A 25074-nucleotide genomic window follows, 5' to 3' on the forward strand; every position below is an offset into this window, starting at 1 on the left:
GGACGATGACCGCGATCCTCGAGGCGGCCGAGCAGACCTTCAGCCGTGATCCGGCGGCGACGATGGAGCAGGTCGCCGAGGCTGCCGGCGTCGCGCGAACCACCGTGCACCGGCGGTTCGCGACCAGGGAAGCGCTCGTCGACGCGCTGGCGTTGTGGGCCACGCAGCGCTTCGCCTCCGCAGTGGACGCCGCGCACCCGGATGCCGTGCCACCGCTGGTGGCGCTTTACCAGACGACGGCCAACGTCCTCGGCGTGAAGATCGGCTGGGGCTTCGCGATGAGCCAGGCGTCATCGGCGAACCCCGAGGTCGCGCGCGTGCACGCGGAGGTTCGCGAACCTTGCGTGCGGCTGTTCCGGCGCGCGCAGGAAGCCGGCGTGCTCCGCGCGGACCTCGACCTGGACTGGACCCGTCGCGTCTACTACGCGCTCATCCACGAAGCCGCGCAGGACATCGACGCGAAGAGCCCCGACGCGCTCGCGACGATCGTCGTCGACACGCTGCTGCGCGGCACCGGCACCGCACTCTGACGGCTCAGAGGTTGCGCAGGCCCTGCAGGACGCGCTCCATGAAGTCGCGCGAGGAGCGGTCGCCCAGCACGAGTTCGGTCTGGTGGATCAGGACCAGGCCGATGTCGGCCATGTCGCCGACCAGGATCTTCACCACGCCGAGCGGCAGGTGCAGGTGGGCGGCGATCTCGGCGACCGAGCGGGTGTCCAGGCAGAGGTCGCAGATGCGGCGGTGCTCGATGGAGCGCACGCCCCGGTAGCGGCGGCCGTCGTCGCTGGTCGAGACCAGGGCTTCGAGCGCGAGGTTGTGGTCGGAGCGCGTGCGGCCGCGGGTGCGGGCGTACGGGCGGACGCGGGATTTCGCCGGTTTCGCCGCGGGGACCGGGTCTTCGCGCGACCAGGCTTGCTCGGGCTCGGGTGCGTACGGCTCGGCCGGGTACTGGTCCTGTTGTGCCGCAACGGGTTCAGGCGCGTAGTGCTGGTGCGCGGCAGGCTCGGGCGCAGACGGCTCGGCCGGATACGAATCCTGTTGCGGCGCAACGGGTTCGGGAGCGCGGCGACGGCCGGTGGTGCGTTCCGGGGGCTCGGCGAGGCGGTGCTGGGCGTCGGCAGGCGGGAGGTAGCCGACGTCGGCCGGGGTGGGACGGTAGGGCCGGTCGCGGTCGGCGGTGTCGACGGCGGCGCGGCGGCCGCGCTGGTCCGGGTGCGAAGGCGCGACGACCGCGTGGCGGCCGGTCGGCTCGGCGGAGTCGTAGGCGGGCGCTTCGAAGTAGCCCGAGGAGTACTCGGTGGCAGGTGCCTGGTGGCGCTCGGCGGGGTACGACTCCGGTGCGGCAGAACGGTTGTAGCCCGTCGGATAACCGGCATCGGACGCCGGCAGCTGGTGCTGACCGGAGGAATACGGCTCGGCGTGCTGGTACCCGGAGGCGTAGGCATCGGAAGCGGGGGCCTGGTGGTACTCCGACGCGTAAGCATCCGACGCCGGCGCCTGGTGATAGCCCGACGCGTAAGCATCCGACGCCGGCGCCTGGTGATAGCCCGACGCGTAAGCATCCGACGCCGGCGCCTGGTGATAGCCCGACGTGTAGTCGTCGGCGGCCGGCGCCTGGTGATGGCCCGCAGCGTTCGAAGCAGGCGCCTGCTCGTAACCGTAGGACTCCGGAACCCGCTGGTACCCCGACGCTTGAGCAGCATCCTGCCCGTAGCCGGGCTCGTACCCCGCCGGACCCGCGGGCTCCTCCACCGCGGCCAGATGCCGCCGCTCCGGAGCCTGGTAGTAAGCCGAGTCCGCCGGAACCTGACGGTCCTCGTGCGTCAGGTACGACTCGGCGTCGTAGTACCCCGAGGAAGTCCCGGTCTCTTCCCAGTACCCCGACTCCCCGTCCTCGACCCACTCGTACCCGTCATCGTCGTAGTACTCGGAAGACGACGAAGGTGCGGCAGGAGCGGGAGCAACCGGACGAACAGGAGCCGGCGGCGGCACAGCGGAAGCAGCCGGGCGCCGGTGCGGCAGCATCGTCTTCAGCGTGCTCAGCTCGAAATGGCTCGGCGAGTCCACGCCTTCACGGTCGGTGCCCTTGTGCAGCGCGTCCCAAGCGCCCGTGTCCTGTTCGCCGAAGCCGGAGATCCTCATGTACTAACCCCGCACCCCGCCCTGGAGCTGGGCGCGCAGTTCGGGCGTGATCTGCTGGCCGACGCGCTCCACGAGCAGCGTCATCTCGTACGCGACCGTGCCGATGTCGCACGTGGGGGCGGCCAGCACGGCCAGCGACGACCCGTCGGACACCGACATCAGGAACAGGTACCCGAGCTCCATCTCGACCACCGTCTGGTTCACACCACCGGCTTCGAAACACCGCGCGGCGCCCTGGGTGAGGCTCACGAGGCCCGAGGCGACGGCCGAGAGCTGTTCGGCGCGTTCCTGCGGCAGACCTTCCGACGGCGCGAGCAGGAGACCGTCGGCCGACACCAGCACGGCGTGCGCGGCGCCGGGCACCCGGCGCACGAAATCCGTGATCAGCCAGCTGAACGTGCCCTGGCCTTCCTGGCCGGAAACGGTCACTGTCCCTCCAAACTGGTCGAACACCGCCGAACACCGCCATGATCGCCGGGCGGGCGTGAAGACGCCGTTCCAGCGTATTCACCCGCCCGACACTGTCGAGCCCGCGTCGGGCGAGCACCCGTGCACTGTGCGTACCGACACGGACGCAGATCGCGCGAACCCATACGGGACCACGCATACGTGGGTCACTCGGTGGTGGCACCGGCAACTGTGCGCAGCGGGGTGTCTGCGCAGGTCACCGGCCGTTCGGCTGCCCGTTCGGGCCTTGCCGGCCCCGACCGTACCGAAGAGCGGGCGGGGAGCCCTACTCCGGTCGGAGGCACCACTCCCCGAAGCGGGTGAAGCACGTGGAGTTCACTCCAACGGCCGCACCCGGTTCCGGGTACTCGGGTTCTAGCCGGCCCTCAGTGCCGTGTCGTGAGCGATGGCGTGCTGCACGACCGAGATCAGCACCTGCTTGGCGGAGTCACGCTCGCGCGCGTCGCAGGCCATGATCGGCACCGACGGGGAGATCGTCAGCGCGTGCCGCACGTCCTCGATCTGGTGGTGCAGCAACCGGTCGAAGCAGTTGATCGCGACCACGTACGGCAGTTTCCGGTTCTCGAAGAAGTCGATGGACGGGAACGCGTCGGCGAGGCGGCGCGTGTCCACCAGCACCACGGCCCCGATCGCACCGACGGCGAGGTCGTCCCACATGAACCAGAACCGGTGCTGGCCCGGCGTGCCGAACACGTACAGCACGAGGTCCGAGTCCAGCGAGATCCGGCCGAAGTCCATGGCGACCGTGGTGGTCGTCTTGTTCGGCGTGGCCGAAGTGTCGTCGTGGCCGACACTCGCCTCGGTCATCATGGCCTCGGTGGTCAGCGGGTCGATCTCCGAGATCGCCCCGACCAGCGTCGTCTTGCCCGAACCGAACCCACCCGCGACCACGATCTTGGCCGACGAGGTCGGACCCGTCACCTGCGGTGTGTTCGCGTCGGAGTCAAATTCTCCGAAGCCCACTGAGCACCCTTTCCATGAACTCGATACTGGGGCGGTCGCCCGAGGAAGTGCTGCTGGTGGTGTGCACCAGCACCAGGCCGAGACCCGCCACGTCACCAATGAGCACCCGCACGACGCCGAGCGGCAGGCGCAGCAGCGCCGCCACCTCCGCGACGGAGCGGGTGTCGATGCACAGATCGCAGATGGACCGGTGCTCGGGCACGCGCACGCGGTCCAGCACGCGCCCCTGCTCGCTGGTCGAGACCAGCGCCTCGATCGCGAGGTCGTAGGTCGGCCTCGTCCGGCCGCGCGTGCGGAAGTACGGGCGCACGAGCCCGGACGTCTCCACCTCGGCCACCGGCGGCTCGTCGACGTACTCACCCGCGGCCTGCAGCGGCAGGGCTTCGGCGAGCTCGTTGGACGACGGTCCCGGCGAGCCGTCGCGCTGGGCGCTGAACGCCGCGAACTCCGCGGAGTCGTACAGCGGCCCGCTCGCGCCGCCGAACAGCTCGGCACCCGGGCCGCCCAGGAGGCGGTCGCGGTACTCGCCGGTGATCGGCTGCTGCCCGGCATTGGAGTCCGTCAGCCAGTTCGGCGGCTCCCGCACCGGGTCCGCGTCGGATCCCGTGGCGCGCCGGGCGCGCCACTCGCGGTCCACTCGGTCCCGGAAGGACTTCCAGTCCTCCCGGCCCTCGTCCCGCTCGGCCCAACCGCCGGTGAAATCGTCACCGAGCCGGCCATCGCCCCTCAAGCGCCCGTCGTCCACGGTCTGCTCCTGAAGTTCCCGATCCGCCTAGCGGCGGATCGCAGCGCCCTGCAGTTGCGCGCGCATTTCCGGCGTCAGCTGCTGGCCGACTCGTTCGACCAGCAACGTCATCTCGTACACGACGAGACCGATGTCGCTGTCCGGCGCGCCCAGCACCGCGAGGCACGAGCCGTCGGAGACCGACATCAGGAAGAGGAAGCCGTTGGCCATCTCGACCACGGTCTGCGCGACCGGGCCGCCTTCGAACACCTTCGCCGCGCCGCGCGCCAGGCTGGTCAGCCCGGAGGCGACCGCCGCCAGCTGGTCGGCCCGGTCCTTCGGCAGCCCTCGCGAAGCCGCGAGCAGGAGCCCGTCGGCCGAAACGACCACCGCGTGGGCCGCGCCCGGAACCCGGTGGACGAAGTCCGTGATCAGCCACGCGAAGCTGCCCGCCACGCCGCCGCCGGCCCTGCCGTTCGGCTGCGCCGAGCCGCCCCCCGGCTGCACTGCACCCGCCCGTGTCACTGTCGCTCCTCACTGCTGTCGCTCACATACCCGGACCCGGTGACCCGTACGCCTTCGTCGTCGAGCCGGGCTTCGTCGGCCGGCCGATCCTTCAATGCGTGCCGTCCGGAGGTGTACCCACGCTGGAAGCTTGCCATCCTGTTGCGGGCCGCGGCGGCCGAGCGGGTGATAGCACCCGTTCCGGGCAGACCGGCAGTCGCGTCGGTGAACGAATTGTGCTGGTCATCCGGTGCCGAGTCGCCGCCGATCGAACCGGGCACGAGGTAGGCGTTGGGCACCCGCTTGGGCAGACCCGCCGGCGTGATCTCCTCGGCCTTCTTCTCCAGCAACGACTGCGCGGCCTGCCAGCCCTCGTCCGACGCGCTGCTCCAGCCGTCGTCGGAACCGGGGTAGAGAGGCGTCGCTTCGATCGGCTCCTCCTCACGGCTGTCGAAGGCGCCGTCGATCCCGGACGGCTCCTCGGCGGCCGAGGATCCGTTCGTCGCCGGGGCCCCGGGTGCCTCGGCGGCCTCCGGTTCCGCCGGGGCCGCGTCGGCCGAAGCCGCGTCGGCAGCCGGTGCGCCGAGCTCGTCGGCCGCACCGGGTTCGCCGTCCTCGCTGCCCTCGCTGAACCACCGCGAGAGCACCGACTGGTAGATCGGCAGGCGCCGCGTGGGCACGTCGTCCTCGAGGGCCGACGCGCCGTCGTCCACGGCCGGTTCCTGCCGCTGCGGTTCCTCCGGCGCGACGTACTTCGGTTCGCGCTTCGGGAGCACCAGCGGCGGGAACTGGGTCTCCGACAGGCTCGCACCATCCCCGTTGGACTGCTGGGTGAGCGGCGCGAGGTCCTCGGCCGTCGGCCACGCCGGCGCTTCCGGCAGCGCCGCCTCGGGGCTCAGGAACGGCCCGGCGGCACGGTTTCCCGCCACCAGGTCGTCGAGGCTGATCGGCTGGTCGAGCGGCACGAGGCCACCGTTGGCCTGCGCAGGCACGGCCGGTGCGGGCGGGGCCGCGGGCGGCGACGAAGGCGGTGTGGAACTCGGCGGCGTCGAGTCGAACTGCGAGTCGAACTGGTCGAACTGCTGCCGGTTGACCGGCGGCAGGCTCGGGTGCGAGACCTCGTTGCGGTTCAGCGGCGGCGGCGTGTGCCGCGGCGCGGGGTTGGTGACCCGCAGCTGCGTGAGCAGCTCCGCCGGCACCACCACGCGGGCGATCACGCCGCCCTCGATGTCCTCGTTCTCGCGCAGCCGCACCTCGATGCCGTGGCGCTGGGCCAGGCGCGCGACCACGTACAGACCCATTCGCCGCGTCACCGAGACGTCCAGGTCCGGCGGGTCGGCCAGGCGCTGGTTGACCTCGGCGAGCCGGTCCTCCGTCATGCCGACGCCGTGGTCGGTGATCTGGATCGCCAGGGCCTTCTTGCGCGTGACCACCGCGCGGACTGTGACCTTCGTCTCGGGCTCGGAGAAGTAGGTCGCGTTGTCCAGCAGCTCGGCGAGCACGTGCACGAGGTCGTGGATCGCGAGGCCCTGCACGGCGACCTCGGGGACGATGCCGACCTCGATGCGCGCGTACTGCTCGATCTCCGACACCGCGGCGCCGATCACGTCGGCCGCCGGCACCGGCTTGGGCACGGACTTCGCGAGGCCGGCGCCCGAGAGCACCAGCAGCGACTCACCGTTGCGCCGCAACCGGGTGGCGAGGTGGTCGAGCTCGAACAGGCTCGCCAAGTGGTCCGGATCCTGCTCGTCGGCCTCGAGCCGGTCGATCACGCCGAGCTGGCGTTCCACCAGCCGCTGCGACCGCCGCGAGAGGTTCACGAAGATGCCGTTGACGTTCTCGCGCAGCAGGGCCTGTTCGGCGGCCATCTTCACGGCCTGGCCGTGGACCACGTCGAACGAGCGCGCCACTTCACCGATCTCGTCGCGTGAGGTGACCGGCACCGGGTCGACGGCCTTCTTCGAGGCGTTGACCGGATCCGGATCGTCCAGAATGGACTGAACCGTCTCGGGCAGCCTCGTGTAGGCCACGTCGAGCGCCGTGGTCCGCAGCACGCGCAGCGGCCGCAGCATCAGGCGGGCGATCACGAGCATGAGGATCAGCGCCGCGATGAGCGCCGCGAGCACGATCACACCGCCGACCCACGCCGAGCGCACGGCCGAGCTGGCCAGGTCGTCGGCCTGGGTGCGCAGCTGCGTGAGCAGGTTCGTCTCGACCGCGCGCATCTTGTCGGAGGCGACGGTGCTGTCCTGCCCGAGCTGCGTCGGGTCGATGTTGAGCGCTTCGCCTTGCTGGGCGAAGGAGAACGCCTGCGTCTGGATGCGGCGCCGGTCGTCGACCTCCGGGCCCGAGACGGTGTCGGAGTACAGCTGCACCTGGTCGTCGGTGGCGTTCGCGAGGAACGCGGCGATCGACGCGTCGCCGCTGGCCTCGGCGGCGCGCGTCTCGTCGAGGAGGTCGCCGGGGAAGCCGTTGCGGAAGGCCGCGATCTCCAGGGCCGCGTCGCCGCGGAGCGTGAACTCCTTGGCCTCGCTGATGGCCTGCGTGCTGTTGCCCAGGCGCAGCAGGTCGCGGTCGGTGACCGCGGTGGTCACCTCGCGGCCCAGCTGGATCAGCGAGTTGAGGATGGAGGAGTAGGTGTCCAGCACCGCGATGTCCGAGTAGGACGAGGAGCTCACGGCCGCGCGCAGCGGGCGCAGCGCGTCGAGGCGCTGGATTCCGCGGGCGTACCGATCAGCGGTGGCCTGGTCATCGGGATTCAGGTTGACCAGCGAGTTGCGCAGGTCCTCGACGTCGTGGTCGACCTTCGCGATCTGCGCGTCGAGCCCGGTCTGGCGGAGCGCGTCGCCGGAGGAGATCCGCGCGACGGCGAGGCTGCGCTCGCCCTGCAGGTCGTGGATGACCGCGGTCACCTTGCCCGCGAACGCGACCTGGTCCGCGGTGTGGCCGAGCTGCACGGCCTGCTGCGCGTCGTCCGCCACCCGCAACGCGCCGAGCACCAGCGCGGTGAGCGTCGGGATGATCAGGATCAGGGCTAGCTTCGAGCGAAGCCGCCAGTTGTTCAGCGCGAAGACCGAACCCCGTCGTGCGGGATTCGCCCCACTTTCGCGCGCAGGGGCCCCTCCCACCCCCGCGGTGTCTTCGTTCGGCACCGCCGCACCACCATCTTCGTCCGGGCCCGAGGGACCCTGTGAGTTGAAGCCTGCCGTGCCCGCGACCACTACCCGCACGCTCCCGGCAGACCGCCCGGCGCCTCAGCGGCCCGGTCGACCTGGGCCATTACACCCTTTCGGGGGAAAAGATCCACTTCCAGGTGCGGTTTCGCGCCGCCCTGGACGCGGAATCGGTTCAGTACTTGCATGGCGTTCGGTCCCCGCACTGGTCGATCACTGGTCCATTAGGCCTAAGCCACCAGTCCGCCGACGAGTGCCGGCCTGCGCAGAGTGCCTCTCAGCGAGGCTGACTCTCACTACATCGGTGGTCCACACCTCACACTGCCGGAGCAGAGGGTAGCGAACGACTCGGTGATTTGTAACCCTCTTGACAGCCGATCCGGAACACCCAGGTAGCGGATCAAGCCGATTCGTAGTTGGCTCCGACGTGCCGGATGATCTTCAACTCGACCACCTCGATCCCCTGATCGAGTGATTCACGCCACTGTTGGACCGTTGATGAACACCCATTGTGATGGATGCGTCGCTTCTCTACAGTAGCCGCGTGACTCCGGACAATGAGCCACACCCACCAAACCCAGCACCGGTCAACACCCATGTGACCTCATTCTCCAAGGAGTGGCCTTGTTTGAAACAGCCGGGAGCAGCCAGGCAAGACTCGGGCGCCGTGGCTTCCTCTCCCTCGCCCTGGCGAGCGGCGTCGCACTGACCGCGAGCGGCTGCGGCCTGCTCGGGGGTTCGGACGACTCGGGCAGCACGAACGGCGCGTCGGGCCTCGAGAAGACGAAGATCAAGGTCTCGATCATGCCGACGATCGACGTCGCACCGTTCCACCTCGCCGTGCAGAACGGCTACTTCAAGGACGAAGGCCTCGAGGTCGAGTCCGTCGACGCCGCCAGCGGTGACGCTTCCGTGACGAAGCTCCTGTCCGGTGAGGTCGACGTCGCCTACGCGAGCTACACGCCGTTCTTCATCGCGAAGAGCAAGGGCAACGCGGACATCAAGTTCGTGTCCGACGCCTCCTCGGCCGGCCCGAAGAGCACCGAGATCGTGGCCATGCCCAACGGTTCGGTGAAGAGCGTGCGCGACCTGGCGGGCAAGAAGATCGCCATCACCGCGCAGAACACCATTTGCGACACCCTGACCAAGTCCGTGATGCGCGACAACGGCGTGGACTTCTCCAAGGTGCAGTGGGTTTCCCTGCCGTTCCCGAGCATCGGCGCGGCCGTGAAGCGCGGCGACGTGGACGCGGGCTTCCTCACCGAGCCGTTCATCACGGGCTCGGCGAAGACCAACGGCACGGTGCCGATCATCGACACCGCGACCGGTGCCACGCAGGACTTCCCGACCGCGGGCTATGGCTCGCTGGGCAAGTTCACTTCGGAGAACCCGAAGACCGTGGCGGCGTTCCAGCGGGCGATGCTGCGCGCCACCAAGGAATCGGCGGACCGCTCGAAGATCGAGCCGCTGATGGTGCAGTTCTCGAAGGTCGACGAGGCCACCGCCTCGCTCACCGCGCTGCTCACCTTCCAGTCCACTCTGGACGCTCGCCGCATCCAGCGCGTGCCGGACCTGCTGCAGCAGTTCGGGTCGATCCCGGCCAAGATCGACGTCGCGCAGATGATCGTGGCACAGCCGAGCGCCTCCTGACGTGCGACTCGTTCGGAACCTGGCCGGCCTGCTCGGCTTCCTCCTGATCTGGGAGGTCGTCGTGCGGGCCGGCCTGATCGACCAGAACGACGTGCCGCCGCCCACGGTCGTGTTCGCGCGCATCGGCGAGCTGCTCGGCGACACGGAGTTCGTGCGTGACGTGATCGCGTCGGTGCTGGCGTGGCTGATCGCGATGGCCGTGTCCATCGCCGTCGCGGTGCCGGCCGGGCTGATGCTCGGCAGCGTCCGCTGGCTGCGCGACGCGACCAAGGCGATCATCGAGTTCCTGCGGCCCATCCCTTCCGTGGCGTGGATCCCGCTGATCCTGATCGTGGTCGGCGGCGGACCCGAGTCGAAGATCCTGCTCGCGGTCTACGCGGCCGTGTGGCCGATCCTGTTCAACACCATCTACGCGATGGCCGAGATCGACCCGGTGCTCATCGAGACCGCGCGCTCCTACGGCACGCCGAAGTCGCGGCTGCTGACCTCGGTCGCGCTGCCGCACGCGGCGCCGTTCGTGTTCACCGGCATCCGGATGTCGGCGGCGATCTCGCTGATCCTGGTGATCAGCACGGAGTTCCTCGCCGGCGCGAAGCTGGGCATCGGGCAGTTCGTGCTCGAGGCGTCGTCCGGCTCCGGGCGGATGGACCTGGTGCTCGCGGGCACCGTCGTGGCCGGGGTGCTGGGATACCTCGCCAACGAAGGGCTCGAACGCCTCGGCAAGCGGCTGTTCCGCTGGAGCAGCAACGACGAAGGGGACATCGCGTGACCGTCGTCGGCAAGCCGGTAACCGCCGCGCGCGGCCGCGTGAGCCGCGGCCTGAGCGGTTTCGCGCGCAAGTGGCTGCTGTTCGTGGTGCTCGTGGTGCTCTGGCAGGTCATCACACAGTTCACCGAAAGCGTGTTCTTCCCGCCGCCCACCAAGATCGTCGCGGCGGCGGTGAAGCTGTGGTTCTCCGGCCCGGCTTCGCACGTTTTCCTCGGCCAGGCGGTATTCGACCACGTTCTGCCCAGCCTCGCGCGCGTGCTCGGTGGCTGGCTGCTCTCGGTGGTGCTGGGTGTCGCACTGGGAACAGCGCTCGGGCGTTCGAAGACCGGCATGGACTACGTGGGGCCGCTGTTCGCGTTCTTCCGCGCGATCCCGCCGCCCGCGCTGGTGCCGGTGTTCATCGTGTTGTTCCACATCGGACCGGGCATGCAGATCGCCACGATCATCTTCGGCTCCGTGTGGCCGATCGTGCTCAACACGGTGGACGGCGTGCGCTCGGTCGACAAGGTGAAGGCGGAGACCGCGCGGGCGTTCCGCACGCCGCGGTTCTACTGGATCACCACGGTCGTGCTGCCGGTCGCGATGCCGAAGATCTTCGCGGGTCTGCGGCTTTCGCTGTCGATTTCGCTGATCCTCATGGCGATCTCGGAGCTCGTCGGCTCGCTCAACGGCATCGGCTACGCGCTGATCGCCGCCCAGCGCGCGTACGACTTCGACCAGATGTGGGCATGGATCGTGCTGCTGGGCATCCTGGGTTACGGGTTCAACGCGGCCCTGCTCGCCGTCGAGCGCCGGGTGCTCAAGTGGCAGCCCGGCCGTCACTAGAACTTTCCGGAGGGTAGTCAGAATGTCGACCATGCTCGAGGTCTCCGACCTCAGCCACCGCTACGGCACGGGCGACAGCGCGCACGTCGCCGTGAACGACCTGTCGTTCACCGTCGAGGCCGGCCAGCTGGCGTGCATCGTCGGCCCTTCGGGGTGCGGCAAGTCGACGCTGCTGCGCGCGATCGCGGGCCTGGTGCCGCCGACCTCGGGCACGGTGAGCCTGCACGGCGACCTGGTGACCGGTGTGCCCGACGACCTCGCCGTGGTGTTCCAGGACTACAGCCGTTCGCTGTTCCCGTGGCTGACAGTGGCCAAGAACGTCGAGTTCCCCCTGCGCTGGACCAAACTCGACAAGGCCGAGCGGCGCAAGCGGGCCGCTGCGGCGCTGTCGGCCGTCGGTCTGGAGGGGGTCGGGGCGAAGTTCCCGTGGCAGCTTTCGGGCGGCATGCAGCAGCGCGTGTCGATCGCGCGGGCGCTGGCTTCGCGGCCGGCGCTGCTGATCATGGACGAGCCGTTCGCCTCCGTCGACGCGCAGACGCGCTTCGAGCTGGAGGACTTGCTGCGGCGTGTCCAGCGCGAGCAGGGCACCACGGTGCTGCTGGTGACGCACGACATCGACGAGAGCGTGTACCTGGGCGACCGGGTGCTCGTGCTGTCGAAGTCGCCGGCCTCGATTGTCGCGGACCTGCCCGTGGACCTGCCGGCGGAGCGGGACCAGATCACGACGCGGGAGTCTTCCGAGTTCGTGACGCTGCGCGGTGAGGTGGCTCGGTTGCTGCACGGGCCGGCTTCGGCGGCGGTGGCGGATGAAGCCGAGCGTGAGCGGGTGGAGTCCGAGGCCACGGAAGAGGCCGCGGTCAAGGCCGAAGCCAAGAGCTGAAGCTGCTCTCGCTGAACGGGGCACCCACGCCGGGTGCCCCGTTCTCGCGTCTCAGGCCTTGGCTCGCGAGTCCGGGCCCGTCTCGTCGGGGCCGATCTCCGGCAGCGTCCGCACGCCGAGCACGTTGGCGCCCACCAGCTTGCGCGTGGCGAGGTTGCCCATCGGCATGAACGTGCTCGCCTGCACGTCGCGCCACATCCGCTCGAACGGCAGCTTCTTCGTGTACGACATGCCGCCCAGCACGTCGACGAGGCGCTGCATCACCTGCACGGCGTTGTTGGCCGCCACGTACTTCACGACGGCGCAGCGGGCCACTCCGTCCTGCACGTCGCCGGTGAAGAGGCGGCGCGACATCACGTCTTCGGCGTGGTTGCGGATGAGCGCCCGCGAGCTCTCCAGCAGGATCTGGCACTCGCCGATCACGTCCTGCAGCACCGGATCGCCCGTCTTGCCCCGCTTCTGCAACGAGCGCACGGTCCAGTCGAGCGCACCGGCCGCGACTCCCGTGTAGACGGCCGAGAACGCCGGCATCGCCCAGGACCACACGGTTTCCAGCACCCGAGCGTCGAGATGCTTCACCGGCAGCGAGTGCACGACGGCGCTGTCCTCGACGAACACCTTGGTGAGCTCGACGTCGTTGCTCTGCGTGCCACGCATGCCCATGGTGTCCCAGGTCTGGTGGATCCGGACCCCGGGCTGGTCGAGCGCGATCTGGCACAGCAGCAGGCGCGGGCCGCCGTCGGCGTCCTCGTAACGCGCGGTGGTGGAGCAGTGCGTGGCCACCGCGGTGTTGGTGGCGAAGCTCTTGCGGCCGGTGAGCTCGAAGCCGCCCTCGACGCGGACGGCCTCGGTGTTCGAGTCCGTCATGTCGTTGCGCAGGCCCGTTTCGCTGGTCACCGACGCCCAGATCAGCTTGCCCTCGGCGGCTTTCGTGAGCAGCTCGGCCAGGCGCGGCGACTGCGTGCGCCGCCAGACGCTCGCCCACTGCCCCAGCGGCGAGAGGTGCATCGTGAACGCCAGCGCGGTGGCGCCGTCGCCCATCGCCAGGCGTTCCAGCACGGGCAGGATCTCCGGCAGGCCCGCGCCGAAGCCGCCCAGCTCCTCGGGCACGGACAGGCGCAGGAAACCCGCTTCCCGCAGGTCGTCGTAGTTCTCGTGGGGGAAGGAGTTCTCGCGGTCGTGCAGGCTGGCGCGCTCGGCGAAGACGTCGGCGAGCTTGCCGGCCTGTGCGACGAGTTCCTGCTGTCCGGGAGTCAGTAGAGGCTGCACCCGGTCATCCAAACAGCGTCACCCGGTCGGGTCAATCGCGAAGATCAATACAGTTTCTGCGGGTTCGGGTCCACCTTGACGTGCACGAGCGCGGGACCGTTTTCGGCGAGGGCGTCGGTGAGGGCCTCGCGCAGGTCGGCGCCTTCCTCCACGGTCCGCGCCGGCACACCCATGCTCTGCGCGAGCTGCGCGAAGTCGATGCCGCCGAGCTCGGTGCCCGGCACCTTCTTGCCACCGGCCGACTCGCCGAGGATCCGCACGGCCGCGTACTGCGCGTTGTCCAGCACCACGAAGGTGACCGGCACGTTCTCGCGCGCGGCCGTCCACAGTGCCTGCACGCAGTACATGCTGGAGCCGTCGCCGAGGATCGCGACGACCTTGCGGTCGGGGCGGCCCAGCGCCGCGCCGACGGCCGCCGGGAGGCCGTAGCCGAGCGTCCCGCTCGCGACGGTGAGGAACCCCGTGTCGGTGGAGGTGATCGGCAGGTGGTCGTGGAGGCAGTTGCGGTGGCTCGGGGTCTCCTCGACGACGATCGCGTTGTCCGGCAGGAGATCCGCGACAGTGGCGTAGGCGAAGTCCGGCGAGATCGGCGTGGTTTCGGCGGGTTTGGCGGGCTTTGCTTGTGGGGCCGGCGTTTCGCGGTTCTTCGCCGTGACGCCGGCGGTGAGGGCCTGGATGGCGAGCTTCGGCGTGGAGCGGATGCCGGTGCCATTGCCCGCGCGGGCGAGGATCTGCTCGTCGTCGCTCACGAGGTACAGCGGCGGCAACGGCTGCTCCGGCTCGCCGCGGTACACGTGGTAGGTGAACGCGGGCGCGCCCAGCACCACCACCACGTCGTGCTCGCTCAGCGCCTCGGCCACCGCCTTGCGCTCGGGCTGCAGGAAGCCGAGGAACAGGTCGTGGTCCTCGGGGAACGAGCAGCGCGACGACATCGGCGCCGCCCATACCCCGGCCTTGAGCTTCTCGGCCAGCGCGACCACGTCCGGCACGGCGCCGTCCCCGTCCACGCTGGCGCCCACGACCAGCGCCGGGTTTTCCGCGTGGTCCAGGGCTTCCGCGAGTTCTTGGAGAGCCGCGGGGTCGGGCGCGAAGCTCTGCGTCCTCCTGCCGGCGGGCAGCGGCATGGTCGCCTCGGCGTCCCAGTCGTCCACGGGCACGGAGACGAACACCGGACCCTGCGGCGCCTGCGTCGCGATGTAGTACGCGTGCGCGATCGCGGCCGGCACGTCCTGCGCCCGCGCGGGCTCGATGCTCCACTTCACGTAGGGCTTGGGGAAGTTCGCCGCTTCGACGGCCCCCAGGAACGGCTCGTCCGGCAGCAGCGAGCGCGTCTGCTGCCCCGCGAGCACGATCAGCGGCGCGCGGTCGCGGAAGGCGGTGAACACGTGGCCCAGCGAATGGCCCACGCCACCGGCCGAGTGCAGGTTCACGAGCACCGGCTTGCGCGTCGCCTGCGCGTAGCCGTCCGCCATCGCCACGACGGCCGACTCCTGCAGCCCGAGGACGTAGGTGAAATCGTCGGGCCACTCGGTCAGGAACGCGATCTCCGTGGTGCCGGGGTTGCCGAACACCGTGGTCAGGCCGAGGTTCCGGAGCAGTTCCCGCGTGGCGTCGCGAATCGTGCGCATGATCCGGAGGTTATCCCGGCTCCCGGCGGGTTGTCTCACCCACCCGAGTGAACATTGGTGCCGCTCACGTAGAGCACATCACTCAGGCGCAGCGAATCGTCTTCCAGGGGCAGGCCGTGGGCGGACAGCAGTTCCGCGATCGTGGCGCCGGTGAGGTCCCAGCCGAGGCCGGTGAGATACGGGGCGGCTTCGTTGCGCTCGCCGTAGTAGCGGATCTTCGCCATGTCCGTGTCGAAACCCTGCTCCCGCCAGCGTTCCGCGATCCGATTCAGACCTGCCTTGGTCTTCTCCTCGTCACCCGGCTTCGGATTGGGCCGGCTCTCGGTCGCCACGCGGCTGCCCCGCGCGCTGAGCTCGGTGATGGTGTCCAGCAGCCGATCCTGCGCCTCCGGCGGCAGGTACCCGAGCAGCCCTTCGGCACTCCACGCGGTCTTTTCGGTCGCGTCGAACCCGTTGGCCTTGAGTGCCGCCGGCCAATCCTCACGCAGATCGATCCCGACGACTCGGCGCTCCGCGGTCGGCTCCGCGTCGAGTTCGGCCAGGGCGCGGGTTTTGAACTCGACGACACCGGGCTGGTCGAGCTCGTACACGACGGTCCCTTCCGGCCACGGCAGCCGGTAAGCGCGGGAATCCAGCCCCGAGGCCAGGATCACGGCCTGCCGGATGCCCGCTTCGGTCGCTTCCCGGAAGAAATCGTCGTAGAACTTCCCGCGCACCTTGGCGACCTCGATCGCCACCCGCCCCACCAAGTCTCCCGGCGGCTCTTCCCCACTCGCCAGCCGCGTCAGCAGGTCGATGCCCACCGCCCGCACGAGCGGCTCGGCGAACGGATCGGCGAACAGCGAACCGCCCTCGCGCGTCGCGATCGCCCTCGCCGCCGCGGCCATCGTCGCCGTCGCGCCGACGCTGGAGGCGAGGTCCCAGGTGTCTCCGTCTTGCCGGGTGGAAGTCATGTGCCGCCTTGTCTTTCGGGGAACCAGCATTCTCGTGCACCGGGGGCAGCCACCCGCTGACACAAACCCCCGCCCGCCCTAGGTTTCCCGCCCTCCCTAGGTGTTCTGTCCTGGGAGATGGGGAAAGTGGGTGACCGCCGAGTGCGGTGTGGCCGCGGTGGTGATTGTAGGTGTGGAGCCAGGCGGGGAAGGTGTCGCGGCGCGCGATCTCAGGGGGGAGGGCTGGGTGCAGGACTGTTCGTCGAGCGGTGTGCGGTTGAAGCGTGCCGCTTTCCGTTGGTTTGTGGGCGGGTGCGTTTGTGGGTGATCCCCGCCTTGGTGAGCGTGTCGCGCCAGGGGCGTGCTGTGGAGCAGGCGCCGTTGTCGGTGAGCACTTTCTGCACCGCGATTCCGTGGGTGGTGAAGAAGCGCTGCGCGCGATGCCAGAACCCGGCGGCAGTCTCTGTGCGCTCGTCGGGCACGATCTCGCTGCAGGCCGGCCGGGAGTGATCGTCCACGGTGTTGCGCGGGTAGCTGTAGCCGGCATGACTCCCGGCCGCGGGCGTCGAGGGTCTTGCCCGGTGTACGGGTGCGGTGTCGATGTCCGGCCTGACGGCCCACGGCCCGGTGCCCGCCCACGTCAGGGATGTTGCCGAGTTTCTTGATGTCCACGTGCACGAACTCGCCCGCGGTGGCGCGCTCGGAGCGGCGGATCGACCGGCCGGTGGCCCGGTCGAGATGGGACAGGCGGGACAGGCCGTAACGAGACGGCACGCGGTGCACCGTCGAGGGCACCAGACGCAGCAAGAACGCGATCCGGGCCGGCCCCCAGCGCCGCAGCACGCGGACCTTGACGATCCGCCGTTCGGCGCGGGTCGGCGCGAGCTGGACCGCGGTCGGGAGGACCGGTCGATCATGCCGGCTTCGCCGTTCTGGCGGTCGCGGTCAGCCCAGCGTTTCGCGGTCGATACCGCGACCGGGAAGCGTTCCGCTGCTCGTCGCAGAGGCCAGCCCTCGTCGACGACACAACCGGCCAGGCGCACTCTGCCGATCGGGCTCAGCAGAGCACTACGGCGAGACACGAGGACCTCCGTGGCGTGGTGCAGATTGTGGTGATCCACACCAAAGTCATCCGATCACGTGTCCCCACATTCGCAGCCTCCCGAGACAGTACACCCAGGGGGCGCGCCCAGGCCCAGTTTATCGGCCACCTCCGACAAAACCGGGCCGCGAGCCGTTGGGGCCTCGAGTTGTCCACAGTTTCGAGTCGCTGTGGCCAAACCTCCCGGGGCCCATGCCCGGCCGCAAACGCCGAAGCGGGACCCTTCCCCGAAGGAAAGGGCCCCGCCGCAAGGAAAAACTCAGCCGATCAGACCCGAGAGCCCCGTGCCCTTGAACGAGCCCCAACCGGTCACCTGGTCATAACCCGTGCCGGCGCTGAAGCCGGTGGTGCCGTTGAAGGTGTTGTTGCCCGTGGTCACGTCGTGGAAGCCCGTGGAGTACGAGGAACCGTTGCCGATGCTGTAGAACGTCGGGTTCAGGTTGCCCAGCGAGCCGCCGTGGACCTGGTTCTGCAGGGCGGCGAAGGCGGCCCACAGCGGGGCGGCGCCGGAGGTGCCCCAGACGTTGCCGCTGCTGCCCTCGCTGACGATGGTGTACGCGGAGCCCGAAGCGGCGTCACCGGCGACGTCGGGGACCTTGCGCTTCGTGGTGCTCTGGTGCGACTGCCAGGACGGCGCGTTGAACAGCGTCGAGATGCCACCGCCGCCGGCGCCGGCCGAGGCGCCGTCGTTCCAGGCCTTCTCGCTGCTGTAGGTGTTGGACGAGGTCACGGTGAGCTGCGTGCCGCCGACACCGGTGACGTTGGGGCTCGAAGCCGGGAAGTCGACGGCCTTCGAAAGGCTGCCGGTCTGGCGGGCGCAGTCGGTGGTGCCGTCGTCGCCCGCGGCGGCGAAGTACGTGATGCCCTCGGCGGTGCCGGAGGCGATCGCGTTGTTCACGCTGCTGGCGGCCGACGAACCCTCGGCCGGCTCACACGAGCCCCACGAGATGGAGACGACGTTGACCCGCGCGTCCGACGCGATCTTCTGGTACATCGCCAGCTCGCCGGCGTTGGAGTTCGGGGCCTCGTAGACGAAGGAGCTCACCTTGGACGCGAGCGCGTGCACGACCTCGATGTCCAGGTCGACCTCGACCTCGCCTTCGCCCGGGTTGGAGTCGTAGTTGGCGCCGCTGACCGGCACGGTCGTGACGCTGCCGCCGGACAGGCCGTACTTCGAGTCGTAGCTGGTGATGTCGGACTTGCGGTAACCGTCGAACTCGACGAAGCCGACGTTCACACCCGAGCCCGTGGCCGAGAGGCCGCTGGTGGAGTACGCGCTCTTGAGGATGCTCGGCGTCACGGCCTTCACGACCTTCGGAGCGGCGGTGGTGGCCGAGTGCTCCTTCACGGCGTGGTTGTCGAGGCCTACCACGGCCTGCACCACCGACGAAACGGACGCGGGCAGCGCGGGGGCGGAGTCGTTGGCGAAGAACTTGCGGCCGGTGGTGGTGTCGGTGTAATTGCCGAGGCGGGTGTGGAATGTGGATTCGAGCTGTGCGGCCGAACCGGTGAACGTGATCGCCTGCCGGTTACCGGAAACCTCGATTCCCTTCGCGCCGTTTTGTTTCAGGAATGAAACGGCCTTCGCGACGTCGGCCTGCGTTGGGCCGAATGCCGCATTGAATTGCTCCGGAGTGAGGAAGTGGTGATACTGCGGCGAGGCCGGGTTCTGGACGTCGGAGAGGAACTGCTGGAGGGCCTGCTGGTTGTGCAGCTTGAGCGACAGGGCGGCGCTGATCTGCTGGCCAGCGTCGACGTCGCCACTGCGGGCGCTCGAGGCGAGCGGCGCCGTGTTGGCGCTCATCGTGACCAAGGGATCGGCGTGGGCCACGCCGGCCAGGGAAAGGCACAGCAACGCCGGCAGCGGGACCGCTGCGGCGACGAGCTTGCGCAAGCGCATGGCAATTCCTCTCAAACGGTGGGGGACCTGGCCGAAACACTCCGTGCCTCGACCTGGGAAGGAGCATAAGCCGCCGAGGAACCTACTTTTGGCTGAGCTTTTCACAGTCCGTTTATGTTTCACGAGAGCAATTTCGGCAGGTTTTCGCCGCAGCTGTCCTGAAACTGTATTATTTCCTTTAATACCGTTTTAGACGGATTTGGGGTGGTTCCCGAGCTGATCGCCCCGGACTCAGCGCTGGTGCACTGAAGCGGCTCTCGCGCGCCCTCCGTGCGCCGCGCCTATCCGATGGACAATCCCGGCCCCTCGGAGCAGGCTGTCGGAGGCTCGCAAAGCGTCCCCAGCCCCCGGTTGTCGAGCGTGCTCTCCCCGCCGCGACACTCCGGTCCGGCGGCCCGCTCGACCTGGGAACGATGAGGATGGCCACCGACGACCGCGCGCCGGCGCCGCGCCCGGACAGCCGGCTCGTCGCGGCTGCCGTGGCAGGCGATCGCGCTGCCGTGGCCGAGCTCGTGGAGTTCGTGCGGCCCTTCGTGCTCCGCTACTGCCGCGGCCGGCTCGGCCTGGGCGGCGGCGCCGAGGACTGTGCTCAGGAAGTGCTGCTCGCCGTGCTCGTGGAGCTGCCGCGGTACCGGTACGAGACGGACAGCTTCCTGCCGTTCGTCTTCGGCATCGCGGGCCACAAGGTCGCCGACGAGTTCCGTCGCCGCTCCCGCAACCGTGCCGACCCGTACGCCGACGCCGGCGACGAGGACCGCCCCGGCCCCGATGAGTTCGCCCAGACCGATTCACGGCTGCAGATCGAGGAACTGCTTGGGCAGCTGGCGCCCGAGCAGCGTGAATTGCTGACGTTGCGGGTCGTGCTCGGGTACTCGGCCGAGGAAACGGCCGCGGCGCTGGGGTTGCCGAGCGCCGTGGCCGTGCGGGTGAGCCAGCACCGGGCGCTCACGAAGCTGCGCCGGCTGATGCGGGGTGGGCCGGAGCCGAAGAAGGAGGACGACTGACGCGTCGGGATTTCAGCGCGTCGGCGGGTTCCGGAACAGGTCCCGCACGGTCTCCGACCGGCTCACCACCTCGGCCGCCACCACACTCAGCTTCCGGCTGTGGTTCCGCGCGAACCGCCGCAGCACCGCGAACGCCTCGTCCATCTCCAGGTTCAGCCGTTCGGCGATGAACCCCTTCGCCTGCTCGATCACGACCCGGCTGCTCAACGCGGTCTGCAGCTGCTCGACCAGCACCTCGTGCTGCTGGATCGTGCGCGCCTGCAGCAGCCCGATCGTCGCGACGTCGACCATCGCGCGCGCGACCTGCAGGTTCTCCTTCGAAAGCTCGCCGGGGCGGGCCGAGAAGAGGTTGAGGGCGCCGATCACCTCGGAGCGCAGCCGCATCGGCAGCGCGTGCACCGAGCGGAAACCGTGGCCGAGCGCGGCCGCGGCGAAGGAGGGCCAGCCGGCGTCGTCGAGCTCGAGGTCGGTCGCGCTCACGGGGTTGCGCGTGTGGAACGCGTCGAGGCACGGGCCCTCGTCGCGCTGCAGCTGGAAGAGCTCCAGCAGCCGCACGTGCTCGTCGGAGCTGGCCACGAGCTGCAGCGCGCCGCTCGGGCCGGCCAGCAGGATGCCGGCGGCGTCCACCGGCAGCAGCTCGACGCTGCGGGCAGCGAGGAGGTGGAGGAAGTCGATCACGTCGAAGTCGTCGGTGAGCGTGTCCGCCAGTTCCACGAACGTGTCCACCAGCTGCCCGTCAGCCACCTGTACCATCTCCCACCTCAACGAACGCGTGTTTCACCGAGTTCCCCCTTCCGGCTCGAACCGCAACCGTTTGTTCACCACGTCGGCGGCGAGGTCGGACAGAGGGCGCTGCTCCGCGAACGCCCTCGCCCGCAACGCGGCGAACGCGTCGTCGAGACGGACGTCGAGCTGCGCCGCGACCATGCCCGTGGCCTGGTGGACCTGCGCCGAGCGCAGTGACAGGTCCACGGACTCGTCGCCCGCAACGCCGACTTGCTCGTCGAGCAAAAGAAGGAGCGTCAACTCAGCGTAGGCCAGTGCGTCGGCCAGCAAAACAGGCTCCAGTGGCACGGGAGCCTTCCGGTGGTACACGACCGTGCCCACGTCGACGAGCCCCACGCGCAGCGGCAGCACGAACTGCGCGTGCACCCCGGCCTGCACGGCCAGCGGCGCGTACAGCGGCCAGCGGCGCGACTGCCCGGCCGCGTCGAAGTCACCCACCAGCACCGGCGAACCCAGCTCGCGCGCGCTGCGCACCGGGCCCTCGCCCACCATCACCTCGAGCTCCGCGAGCACGCTGGCGAGGTCGTCGGTGGCCACCCGCACCTCCTGGCTGCCCGGGCCGGTGCTCACCAGCACACAGGCCCCGGCAACCCCGAGCCACGCCACGGCCGATTCGCACAGACTCGCCACCGTAACGGTTGAGCGCAGCAGGTGCGCTTCGTCCTTGACCCGGCGCCAGGCACGAGACAGCGGGGTGTCGTCGCTTCTGCCGTCCTGACTCGCCTCCACGCCTCGCGCCTTTGGCTCGTACTGCCCGGACAGCCACCCGAGTGGGAGACTTCTGCTCAGACTAGCTCAGCTCTTGACGAGTTCAGCCCACTCCCGAACCGCCCCAGCGTCCACAGGGGACTCCCAGCCACCGGGACGCACCGCGCTGCCCACGTGAAAACCACGCACTCCCCCGGCGCGCAGGAGGTGCACCTGCTGCGCGCGCAGCCCGCCGCCGACGAGGAGCGCAGGGCCTTCGGCGCGCCGCGCGAGCCGCTGCAGCACCGAAAGCCCGCTGCCGACGCCGTGTGGGCTGCCGGCCGCCAGCACCGTGTCGCAGCCGAGCTCGGTGAGCACGTCGAACGCGGCCAGCGGGTCGCGTGCGCGGTCGATGGCGCGGTGGAAAGTCCACGGCGCACCGTCGAGCTCCTTCAACAGCGAACGGCACGCGTCGACGTCGATTTCTTTGTCCTCGGTAAGGAAACCGAAGACGAACTCGCGCGCGCCGGCGGCCAGGAGCTTCGCGGTGTCGGCGCGCAGGGCGTCGAGGTCACCGGCGGCGAAACCGTCGCTGCCGCGCAGCATCACGCGCACCGGAAGGTCGGTGGCGGCGAGGACGTCGCGCACGGTCTGCTCCGAAGGCGTGAGCCCGTCCCGCGCCATGTCCGCGACCAGTTCGAGCCGGTCCGCCCCGCCTTCCTGAGCGCGCTGCGCGTCTTCCGGCCCCAGCGCGATCACTTCCAGCAGGGCGGTCTTCGAGCTCATGGGTCATCCGTTCGATCAGGTCGTGGGGTTCTCGTCCCCCCGAGCGTGACGGCCACGCCTGAACCCGCCTTGAAGGCTCGTCATCCGCTCGCGCACCGCTTCGGGGGAAAGCGAGAGTATCGGCCGTTGCTCGGGCACCTGCCCGGGGCTGGCCTCCATGCCGTCTTCGCCTGCGTTTTCGATATCGGAGACGCGCAGGAACGGCCACGTGTCCTCGGCGCCGTCCTCCTGCTCCAGCTCGACCGAGGTCGGCCACTCCGGCTGTGCGGGGCTCTCGTCCGGGTCGGTGGTGGGGAACTGCTCGACCGGGAATGCCGGGTCGACGTGGTCCGGTTCCGCCACGGTCCGGGCGTGCCGCGCGGGCGGTTCGGGAGCCGGGGACGCCGGGACTGGTTCCGGCGTGCGCTCCGGCCGCGATTCCGGTTCTGCCACGGGTTCCGCCACCGGCATCGGTTCCGGCGGCGCCGGCGCACGACCCTCGGGCGGCGGCGCGGCCGCGTCGAACCAGCGCGACAGCACGTCCCGGTAAGCGGGCATCCGTTCCGTCGGCGCGTCCAGGTCGAGGTGCGAGCGGTCCTCCTGCGCCGGCCACGGCGGCGCGCTCTCCACCACCGGCGCGCGGCGCGGCGGGCCGGGCTCGAGCACCGGAACGATCGGTGCCTCAGCCGGCGGCTCGGGGTCGTTTTCCTCGACCACGGGCGCGGCGGCCAGCGGAGCCAAGGGCGGCAACAGTTCCGGCACCGGCTCGGGCTCGGCGGCAACGGGGGCGGGCGGCTCGGGCAGCGGCGGCGCGTCGACGATCAGTTCGCTGGGCACGAACACCGTCGCGGTGATGCCGGTGCCTTCGGCCAGGCGCAGCGAGACGTCGATGTGGTGGCGCTGGGCGAGCGTCGCGACCACGTAGAGACCCATCCGGCGCGAGACCTCGACGTCCACGTCCGGCGGGTTGGCCAGGCGCGCGTTGGTGCGGTCGATCTCGGCCTGCGGCATGCCGGCGCCGCGGTCGGTGATCTCGATGCGCCAGCCGCCGTCGGGGGTTTCGGCGCTTTCGACGGTGACGCCCGCGCGCTCCGACGAGTAGCGCGTGGCGTTCTCGAGCAGCTCGGACACCACGTGCACGAGGTCGTTCACGGCCTCGCCGCGCACCGCGAGCGTCGGTGCGGGGCCGAGCTCGATGCGCTGGTAATCCTCCACTTCGGACAGTGCGGCGCCCACGATCTCGTCGGCCACCACCGGTCCGCTGTCCTCGCGCACGAGGTCGGTGCCCGAGAGCACCAGCAGGTTCTCGCTGTTGCGGCGCATGCGCGTGGCGAGGTGGTCGAGCTCGAACAGGCCCGCGAGCGTGTCCGGATCCTGCTCGCCGGCCTCCATGCGGTCGAGCACGGACAGCTGACGTTCGACGAGATCTTGGCTTCGCTGCGAGAGGTTGACGAACATCGAGTTCACGTTCTCGCGCAACATCGCCTGCTCCGCCGCCAGCCGCACGGCCTCGCCGTGGACCGCGTCGAACGCGCGCGCGACCTGGCCCACCTCTTCGCGCGTGAACACCGGCACGGGCGCGACGGCCGCGCGGTGGCGCAGGTTCTCGGGCGCCGGATCGGGATCGGTCAGCAGCCGTTGCACGGCCTCGGGCAGCCGGTGGTCGGCCACATCCAGCGCCGTGCGCCGCAGCACGCGCAGCGGCCGCAGCAGCGAGCGCGCGATGACCACGGACAGGATGCCGGCCACGAGCAGCACGGCGAGCACGATGCCGCCGTCCCAGATCGTCGACGTGCGGGCGCGCGCGGCGAGCGAATCCGTCTGCTCCTGGAGCTGAACCAGCAGGGCTTCCTGCACCTGGTGGGCGAGGTTCACGGTGTAGGTGGCCGCGGTGTCCCACTGGTTGGGGTCCAGACCTTGCAGCGACTGGCCGTTCTCCGCGCGTGTCAACGCCGACTCGACCATGTCGTTGCCGATGTCGACGACGAGGCCGATCACCGTGTCGTCGTACATCCGCTGCTGGTCGGGCGTCGCGAAAGTGCGGTAGTCGTTGCGCGCGGCGTTGAGCTCGGCCTCCGAGCCCAGCAGCGCGCGCGTGCGGTCGCGGTTGAGGCTGCCCTCGGCGAGCGCTTCGGACATGATCGCGCGCTTGACCGACATCTGGTCCTTGATCCGCGCGAGGGCGTTGCCCGCGAGGCGAAGCCGGGCGAGATCGGGGTCGGACACGTCGGCGGCGGCCATGTCGCTGATGTCGAGCAGGCCGGAGATCAGCTCGCTGTAGGAGCGGAGCACGGCGTCGGCGGGGAACGCGGAGTGTTCGGCGGAGTAGCGCAGGCCGCCGAGCACGCGCAGCCGGTCGTCGCTCTGCTGCAGGCTGCTGGCGGCCACGGCGTCCAGGCGCGGCTTGCTGTCCGCGAGCGTCTTCTCGAACGTGCCGATCGCCTGGTCCACGCGCGTGCGCTGGCCCGTGAGGTCGGTGGTGGCGCCCTGGCGGTTGCCGGCGACGAAGCGCACCGTGACGTCGCGCTCGCGCTGCAGCTGGTGCAGGACCTCGGCGACGGTGCTGTCGACGCGGCCGCGGGCGGCGAACTCGGCGAGCTGCTGGGCGTCGCGCAGGTCCGTGCTCACGCGCAGGCCCACGAGCCCGATCACGGCGAGCGCGGGGATCAGCAGGACGACGAAGAGCTTGGTCCGCAGGTGCCAGTTGCGAAGGCGCCAGCGGCCCCCGACCTGTCTGGCGGCAGCGGGATCCGTCGCGTCGCCCGTTCGGGGACGCTGGTCGCGACGGCTCACCTAAGCTTCCTTTTCCACCGCGGCACCTCATCCGCGGACGACATCGGGGTGTCCGGTGCGAGCCTACTCGGCAGTAGCTTTGCTCGACCGGATCGGGAAGCCGCACTGGCG

20 protein-coding genes and 1 pseudogene are annotated in these 25074 nt (G+C 70.0%); 6 read left to right on the forward strand and 15 right to left on the reverse strand.

The features are described 5' to 3' along the window. Positions 1 to 5: 5 nt before the first annotated feature. Complete coding sequence (locus AB0K15_RS14945) at positions 6 to 530, forward strand: helix-turn-helix domain-containing protein (RefSeq protein WP_364049632.1); 525 nt, start codon at positions 6 to 8, stop codon at positions 528 to 530. Between the two features lie 4 nt (positions 531 to 534). Here the strand turns inward: AB0K15_RS14945 and AB0K15_RS14950 are convergent, their stop codons facing one another. From AB0K15_RS14950 to AB0K15_RS14975, 6 genes are all read right to left on the reverse strand, one after another. Continuing rightward, positions 535 to 2142, reverse strand: coding sequence for a DUF742 domain-containing protein (locus AB0K15_RS14950; RefSeq protein ID WP_364049634.1), 1608 nt, complete (start codon positions 2140 to 2142; stop codon positions 535 to 537). Between the two features lie 3 nt (positions 2143 to 2145). After that, on the reverse strand, positions 2146 to 2571 hold the full coding sequence (locus AB0K15_RS14955) for a roadblock/LC7 domain-containing protein (protein ID WP_285972090.1): 426 nt from the start codon (positions 2569 to 2571) through the stop codon (positions 2146 to 2148). A 393-nt stretch (positions 2572 to 2964) separates the two neighbouring features. Further along, a complete protein-coding gene (locus tag AB0K15_RS14960) occupies positions 2965 to 3573 on the reverse strand; it encodes an ATP/GTP-binding protein (RefSeq protein WP_285972089.1) in 609 nt (202 codons plus the stop codon). Next, the gene (locus AB0K15_RS14965) at positions 3554 to 4318 is read right to left on the reverse strand and encodes a DUF742 domain-containing protein (protein ID WP_364049636.1); all 765 of its coding nucleotides are present in this window, start codon (positions 4316 to 4318) and stop codon (positions 3554 to 3556) included. Before AB0K15_RS14965 ends, AB0K15_RS14960 begins: the two co-directional genes overlap by 20 nt. A 27-nt stretch (positions 4319 to 4345) precedes the next feature. Further along, on the reverse strand, positions 4346 to 4804 hold the full coding sequence (locus tag AB0K15_RS14970) for a roadblock/LC7 domain-containing protein (RefSeq protein WP_220247186.1): 459 nt from the start codon (positions 4802 to 4804) through the stop codon (positions 4346 to 4348). A gap of 14 nt (positions 4805 to 4818) precedes the next feature. Then, the gene (locus AB0K15_RS14975) at positions 4819 to 7953 is read right to left on the reverse strand and encodes a nitrate- and nitrite sensing domain-containing protein (protein WP_364049638.1); all 3135 of its coding nucleotides are present in this window, start codon (positions 7951 to 7953) and stop codon (positions 4819 to 4821) included. 708 nt (positions 7954 to 8661) lie between these two features. Between AB0K15_RS14975 and AB0K15_RS14980 the strand changes: the two genes are divergently transcribed. From AB0K15_RS14980 to AB0K15_RS14995, 4 genes are read left to right on the forward strand one after another with little or no spacing between them, the layout of a single operon-like run. After that, positions 8662 to 9624, forward strand: a complete 963-nt coding sequence (locus AB0K15_RS14980; protein ID WP_364049955.1) for an ABC transporter substrate-binding protein — start codon at positions 8662 to 8664, stop codon at positions 9622 to 9624. 1 nt (position 9625) lies between these two features. Further along, positions 9626 to 10393 (forward strand): ABC transporter permease, encoded by a 768-nt coding sequence (locus AB0K15_RS14985; RefSeq protein WP_364049640.1) that lies wholly within the window; start codon positions 9626 to 9628, stop codon positions 10391 to 10393. Continuing rightward, a complete protein-coding gene (locus AB0K15_RS14990) occupies positions 10390 to 11217 on the forward strand; it encodes an ABC transporter permease (RefSeq protein WP_364049642.1) in 828 nt (275 codons plus the stop codon). The genes AB0K15_RS14985 and AB0K15_RS14990 overlap by 4 nt, the downstream gene beginning before the upstream one ends. A gap of 22 nt (positions 11218 to 11239) precedes the next feature. Then, positions 11240 to 12097 (forward strand): ABC transporter ATP-binding protein, encoded by an 858-nt coding sequence (locus tag AB0K15_RS14995; RefSeq protein ID WP_364049644.1) that lies wholly within the window; start codon positions 11240 to 11242, stop codon positions 12095 to 12097. A 51-nt stretch (positions 12098 to 12148) separates the two neighbouring features. On the opposite strand, the gene AB0K15_RS15000 is transcribed toward AB0K15_RS14995, so the two are convergent. The 5 genes and pseudogenes from AB0K15_RS15000 to AB0K15_RS15020 form a co-directional block, all read right to left on the reverse strand. Beyond that, the gene (locus AB0K15_RS15000) at positions 12149 to 13366 is read right to left on the reverse strand and encodes an acyl-CoA dehydrogenase family protein (RefSeq protein ID WP_364049646.1); all 1218 of its coding nucleotides are present in this window, start codon (positions 13364 to 13366) and stop codon (positions 12149 to 12151) included. A 44-nt stretch (positions 13367 to 13410) separates the two neighbouring features. After that, positions 13411 to 14994, reverse strand: coding sequence for a benzoylformate decarboxylase (mdlC, locus tag AB0K15_RS15005; protein WP_364049648.1), 1584 nt, complete (start codon positions 14992 to 14994; stop codon positions 13411 to 13413). 35 nt (positions 14995 to 15029) lie between these two features. Continuing rightward, positions 15030 to 15947, reverse strand: a complete 918-nt coding sequence (locus AB0K15_RS15010) for a class I SAM-dependent methyltransferase (protein ID WP_364049650.1) — start codon at positions 15945 to 15947, stop codon at positions 15030 to 15032. A gap of 96 nt (positions 15948 to 16043) precedes the next feature. After that, a pseudogene (locus AB0K15_RS15015) lies at positions 16044 to 17008 on the reverse strand (IS481 family transposase). Positions 17009 to 17287: 279 nt separating this feature from the next. Further along, positions 17288 to 18928 carry a S53 family serine peptidase gene (locus tag AB0K15_RS15020; RefSeq protein WP_364049652.1) on the reverse strand — a complete coding sequence of 547 codons (1641 nt, stop codon included), beginning with the start codon at positions 18926 to 18928 and terminating at the stop codon, positions 17288 to 17290. A 419-nt stretch (positions 18929 to 19347) separates the two neighbouring features. Between AB0K15_RS15020 and AB0K15_RS15025 the strand changes: the two genes are divergently transcribed. Further along, on the forward strand, positions 19348 to 19932 hold the full coding sequence (locus AB0K15_RS15025) for a sigma-70 family RNA polymerase sigma factor (RefSeq protein ID WP_364049654.1): 585 nt from the start codon (positions 19348 to 19350) through the stop codon (positions 19930 to 19932). Between the two features lie 12 nt (positions 19933 to 19944). On the opposite strand, the gene AB0K15_RS15030 is transcribed toward AB0K15_RS15025, so the two are convergent. The 4 genes from AB0K15_RS15030 to AB0K15_RS15045 all read right to left on the reverse strand — a co-directional run bounded on the left by AB0K15_RS15030 (position 19945) and on the right by AB0K15_RS15045 (position 24963). Further along, entirely contained in the window at positions 19945 to 20685 is a 741-nt protein-coding gene (locus AB0K15_RS15030; RefSeq protein WP_364049656.1) for a GAF and ANTAR domain-containing protein, read from the reverse strand. A 24-nt stretch (positions 20686 to 20709) separates the two neighbouring features. Further along, complete coding sequence (locus tag AB0K15_RS15035) at positions 20710 to 21447, reverse strand: hypothetical protein (RefSeq protein ID WP_364049658.1); 738 nt, start codon at positions 21445 to 21447, stop codon at positions 20710 to 20712. A gap of 66 nt (positions 21448 to 21513) precedes the next feature. Continuing rightward, positions 21514 to 22191: a copper homeostasis protein CutC gene (locus tag AB0K15_RS15040; protein ID WP_364049660.1), complete on the reverse strand. Its 678-nt coding sequence runs from the start codon at positions 22189 to 22191 to the stop codon at positions 21514 to 21516. Positions 22192 to 22206: 15 nt separating this feature from the next. Then, complete coding sequence (locus AB0K15_RS15045) at positions 22207 to 24963, reverse strand: nitrate- and nitrite sensing domain-containing protein (protein ID WP_364049662.1); 2757 nt, start codon at positions 24961 to 24963, stop codon at positions 22207 to 22209. Positions 24964 to 25074 lie beyond the last annotated feature (111 nt).

The sequence above is a fragment of the Amycolatopsis sp. NPDC049253 genome, from assembly GCF_040678995.1.
Classification (GTDB): domain Bacteria; phylum Actinomycetota; class Actinomycetes; order Mycobacteriales; family Pseudonocardiaceae; genus Amycolatopsis.

Excerpts from the sequence above, each read along its gene's own strand:
- AB0K15_RS15025 (WP_364049654.1), top strand. The coding sequence starts at position 19,348 with ATGGCCACCGACGACCGCGCGCCGGCGCCGCGCCCGGACAGCCGGCTC.
- AB0K15_RS14945 (WP_364049632.1), top strand. The coding sequence starts at position 6 with ATGACCGCGATCCTCGAGGCGGCCGAGCAGACCTTCAGCCGTGATCCG.
- AB0K15_RS14950 (WP_364049634.1), bottom strand. The coding sequence starts at position 2,142 with ATGAGGATCTCCGGCTTCGGCGAACAGGACACGGGCGCTTGGGACGCG.
- AB0K15_RS15020 (WP_364049652.1), bottom strand. The coding sequence starts at position 18,928 with ATGCGCTTGCGCAAGCTCGTCGCCGCAGCGGTCCCGCTGCCGGCGTTG.
- AB0K15_RS15040 (WP_364049660.1), bottom strand. The coding sequence starts at position 22,191 with ATGAGCTCGAAGACCGCCCTGCTGGAAGTGATCGCGCTGGGGCCGGAA.
- AB0K15_RS15010 (WP_364049650.1), bottom strand. The coding sequence starts at position 15,947 with ATGACTTCCACCCGGCAAGACGGAGACACCTGGGACCTCGCCTCCAGC.
- AB0K15_RS14995 (WP_364049644.1), top strand. The coding sequence starts at position 11,240 with ATGTCGACCATGCTCGAGGTCTCCGACCTCAGCCACCGCTACGGCACG.
- mdlC (WP_364049648.1), bottom strand. The coding sequence starts at position 14,994 with ATGCGCACGATTCGCGACGCCACGCGGGAACTGCTCCGGAACCTCGGC.
- AB0K15_RS15030 (WP_364049656.1), bottom strand. The coding sequence starts at position 20,685 with ATGGTACAGGTGGCTGACGGGCAGCTGGTGGACACGTTCGTGGAACTG.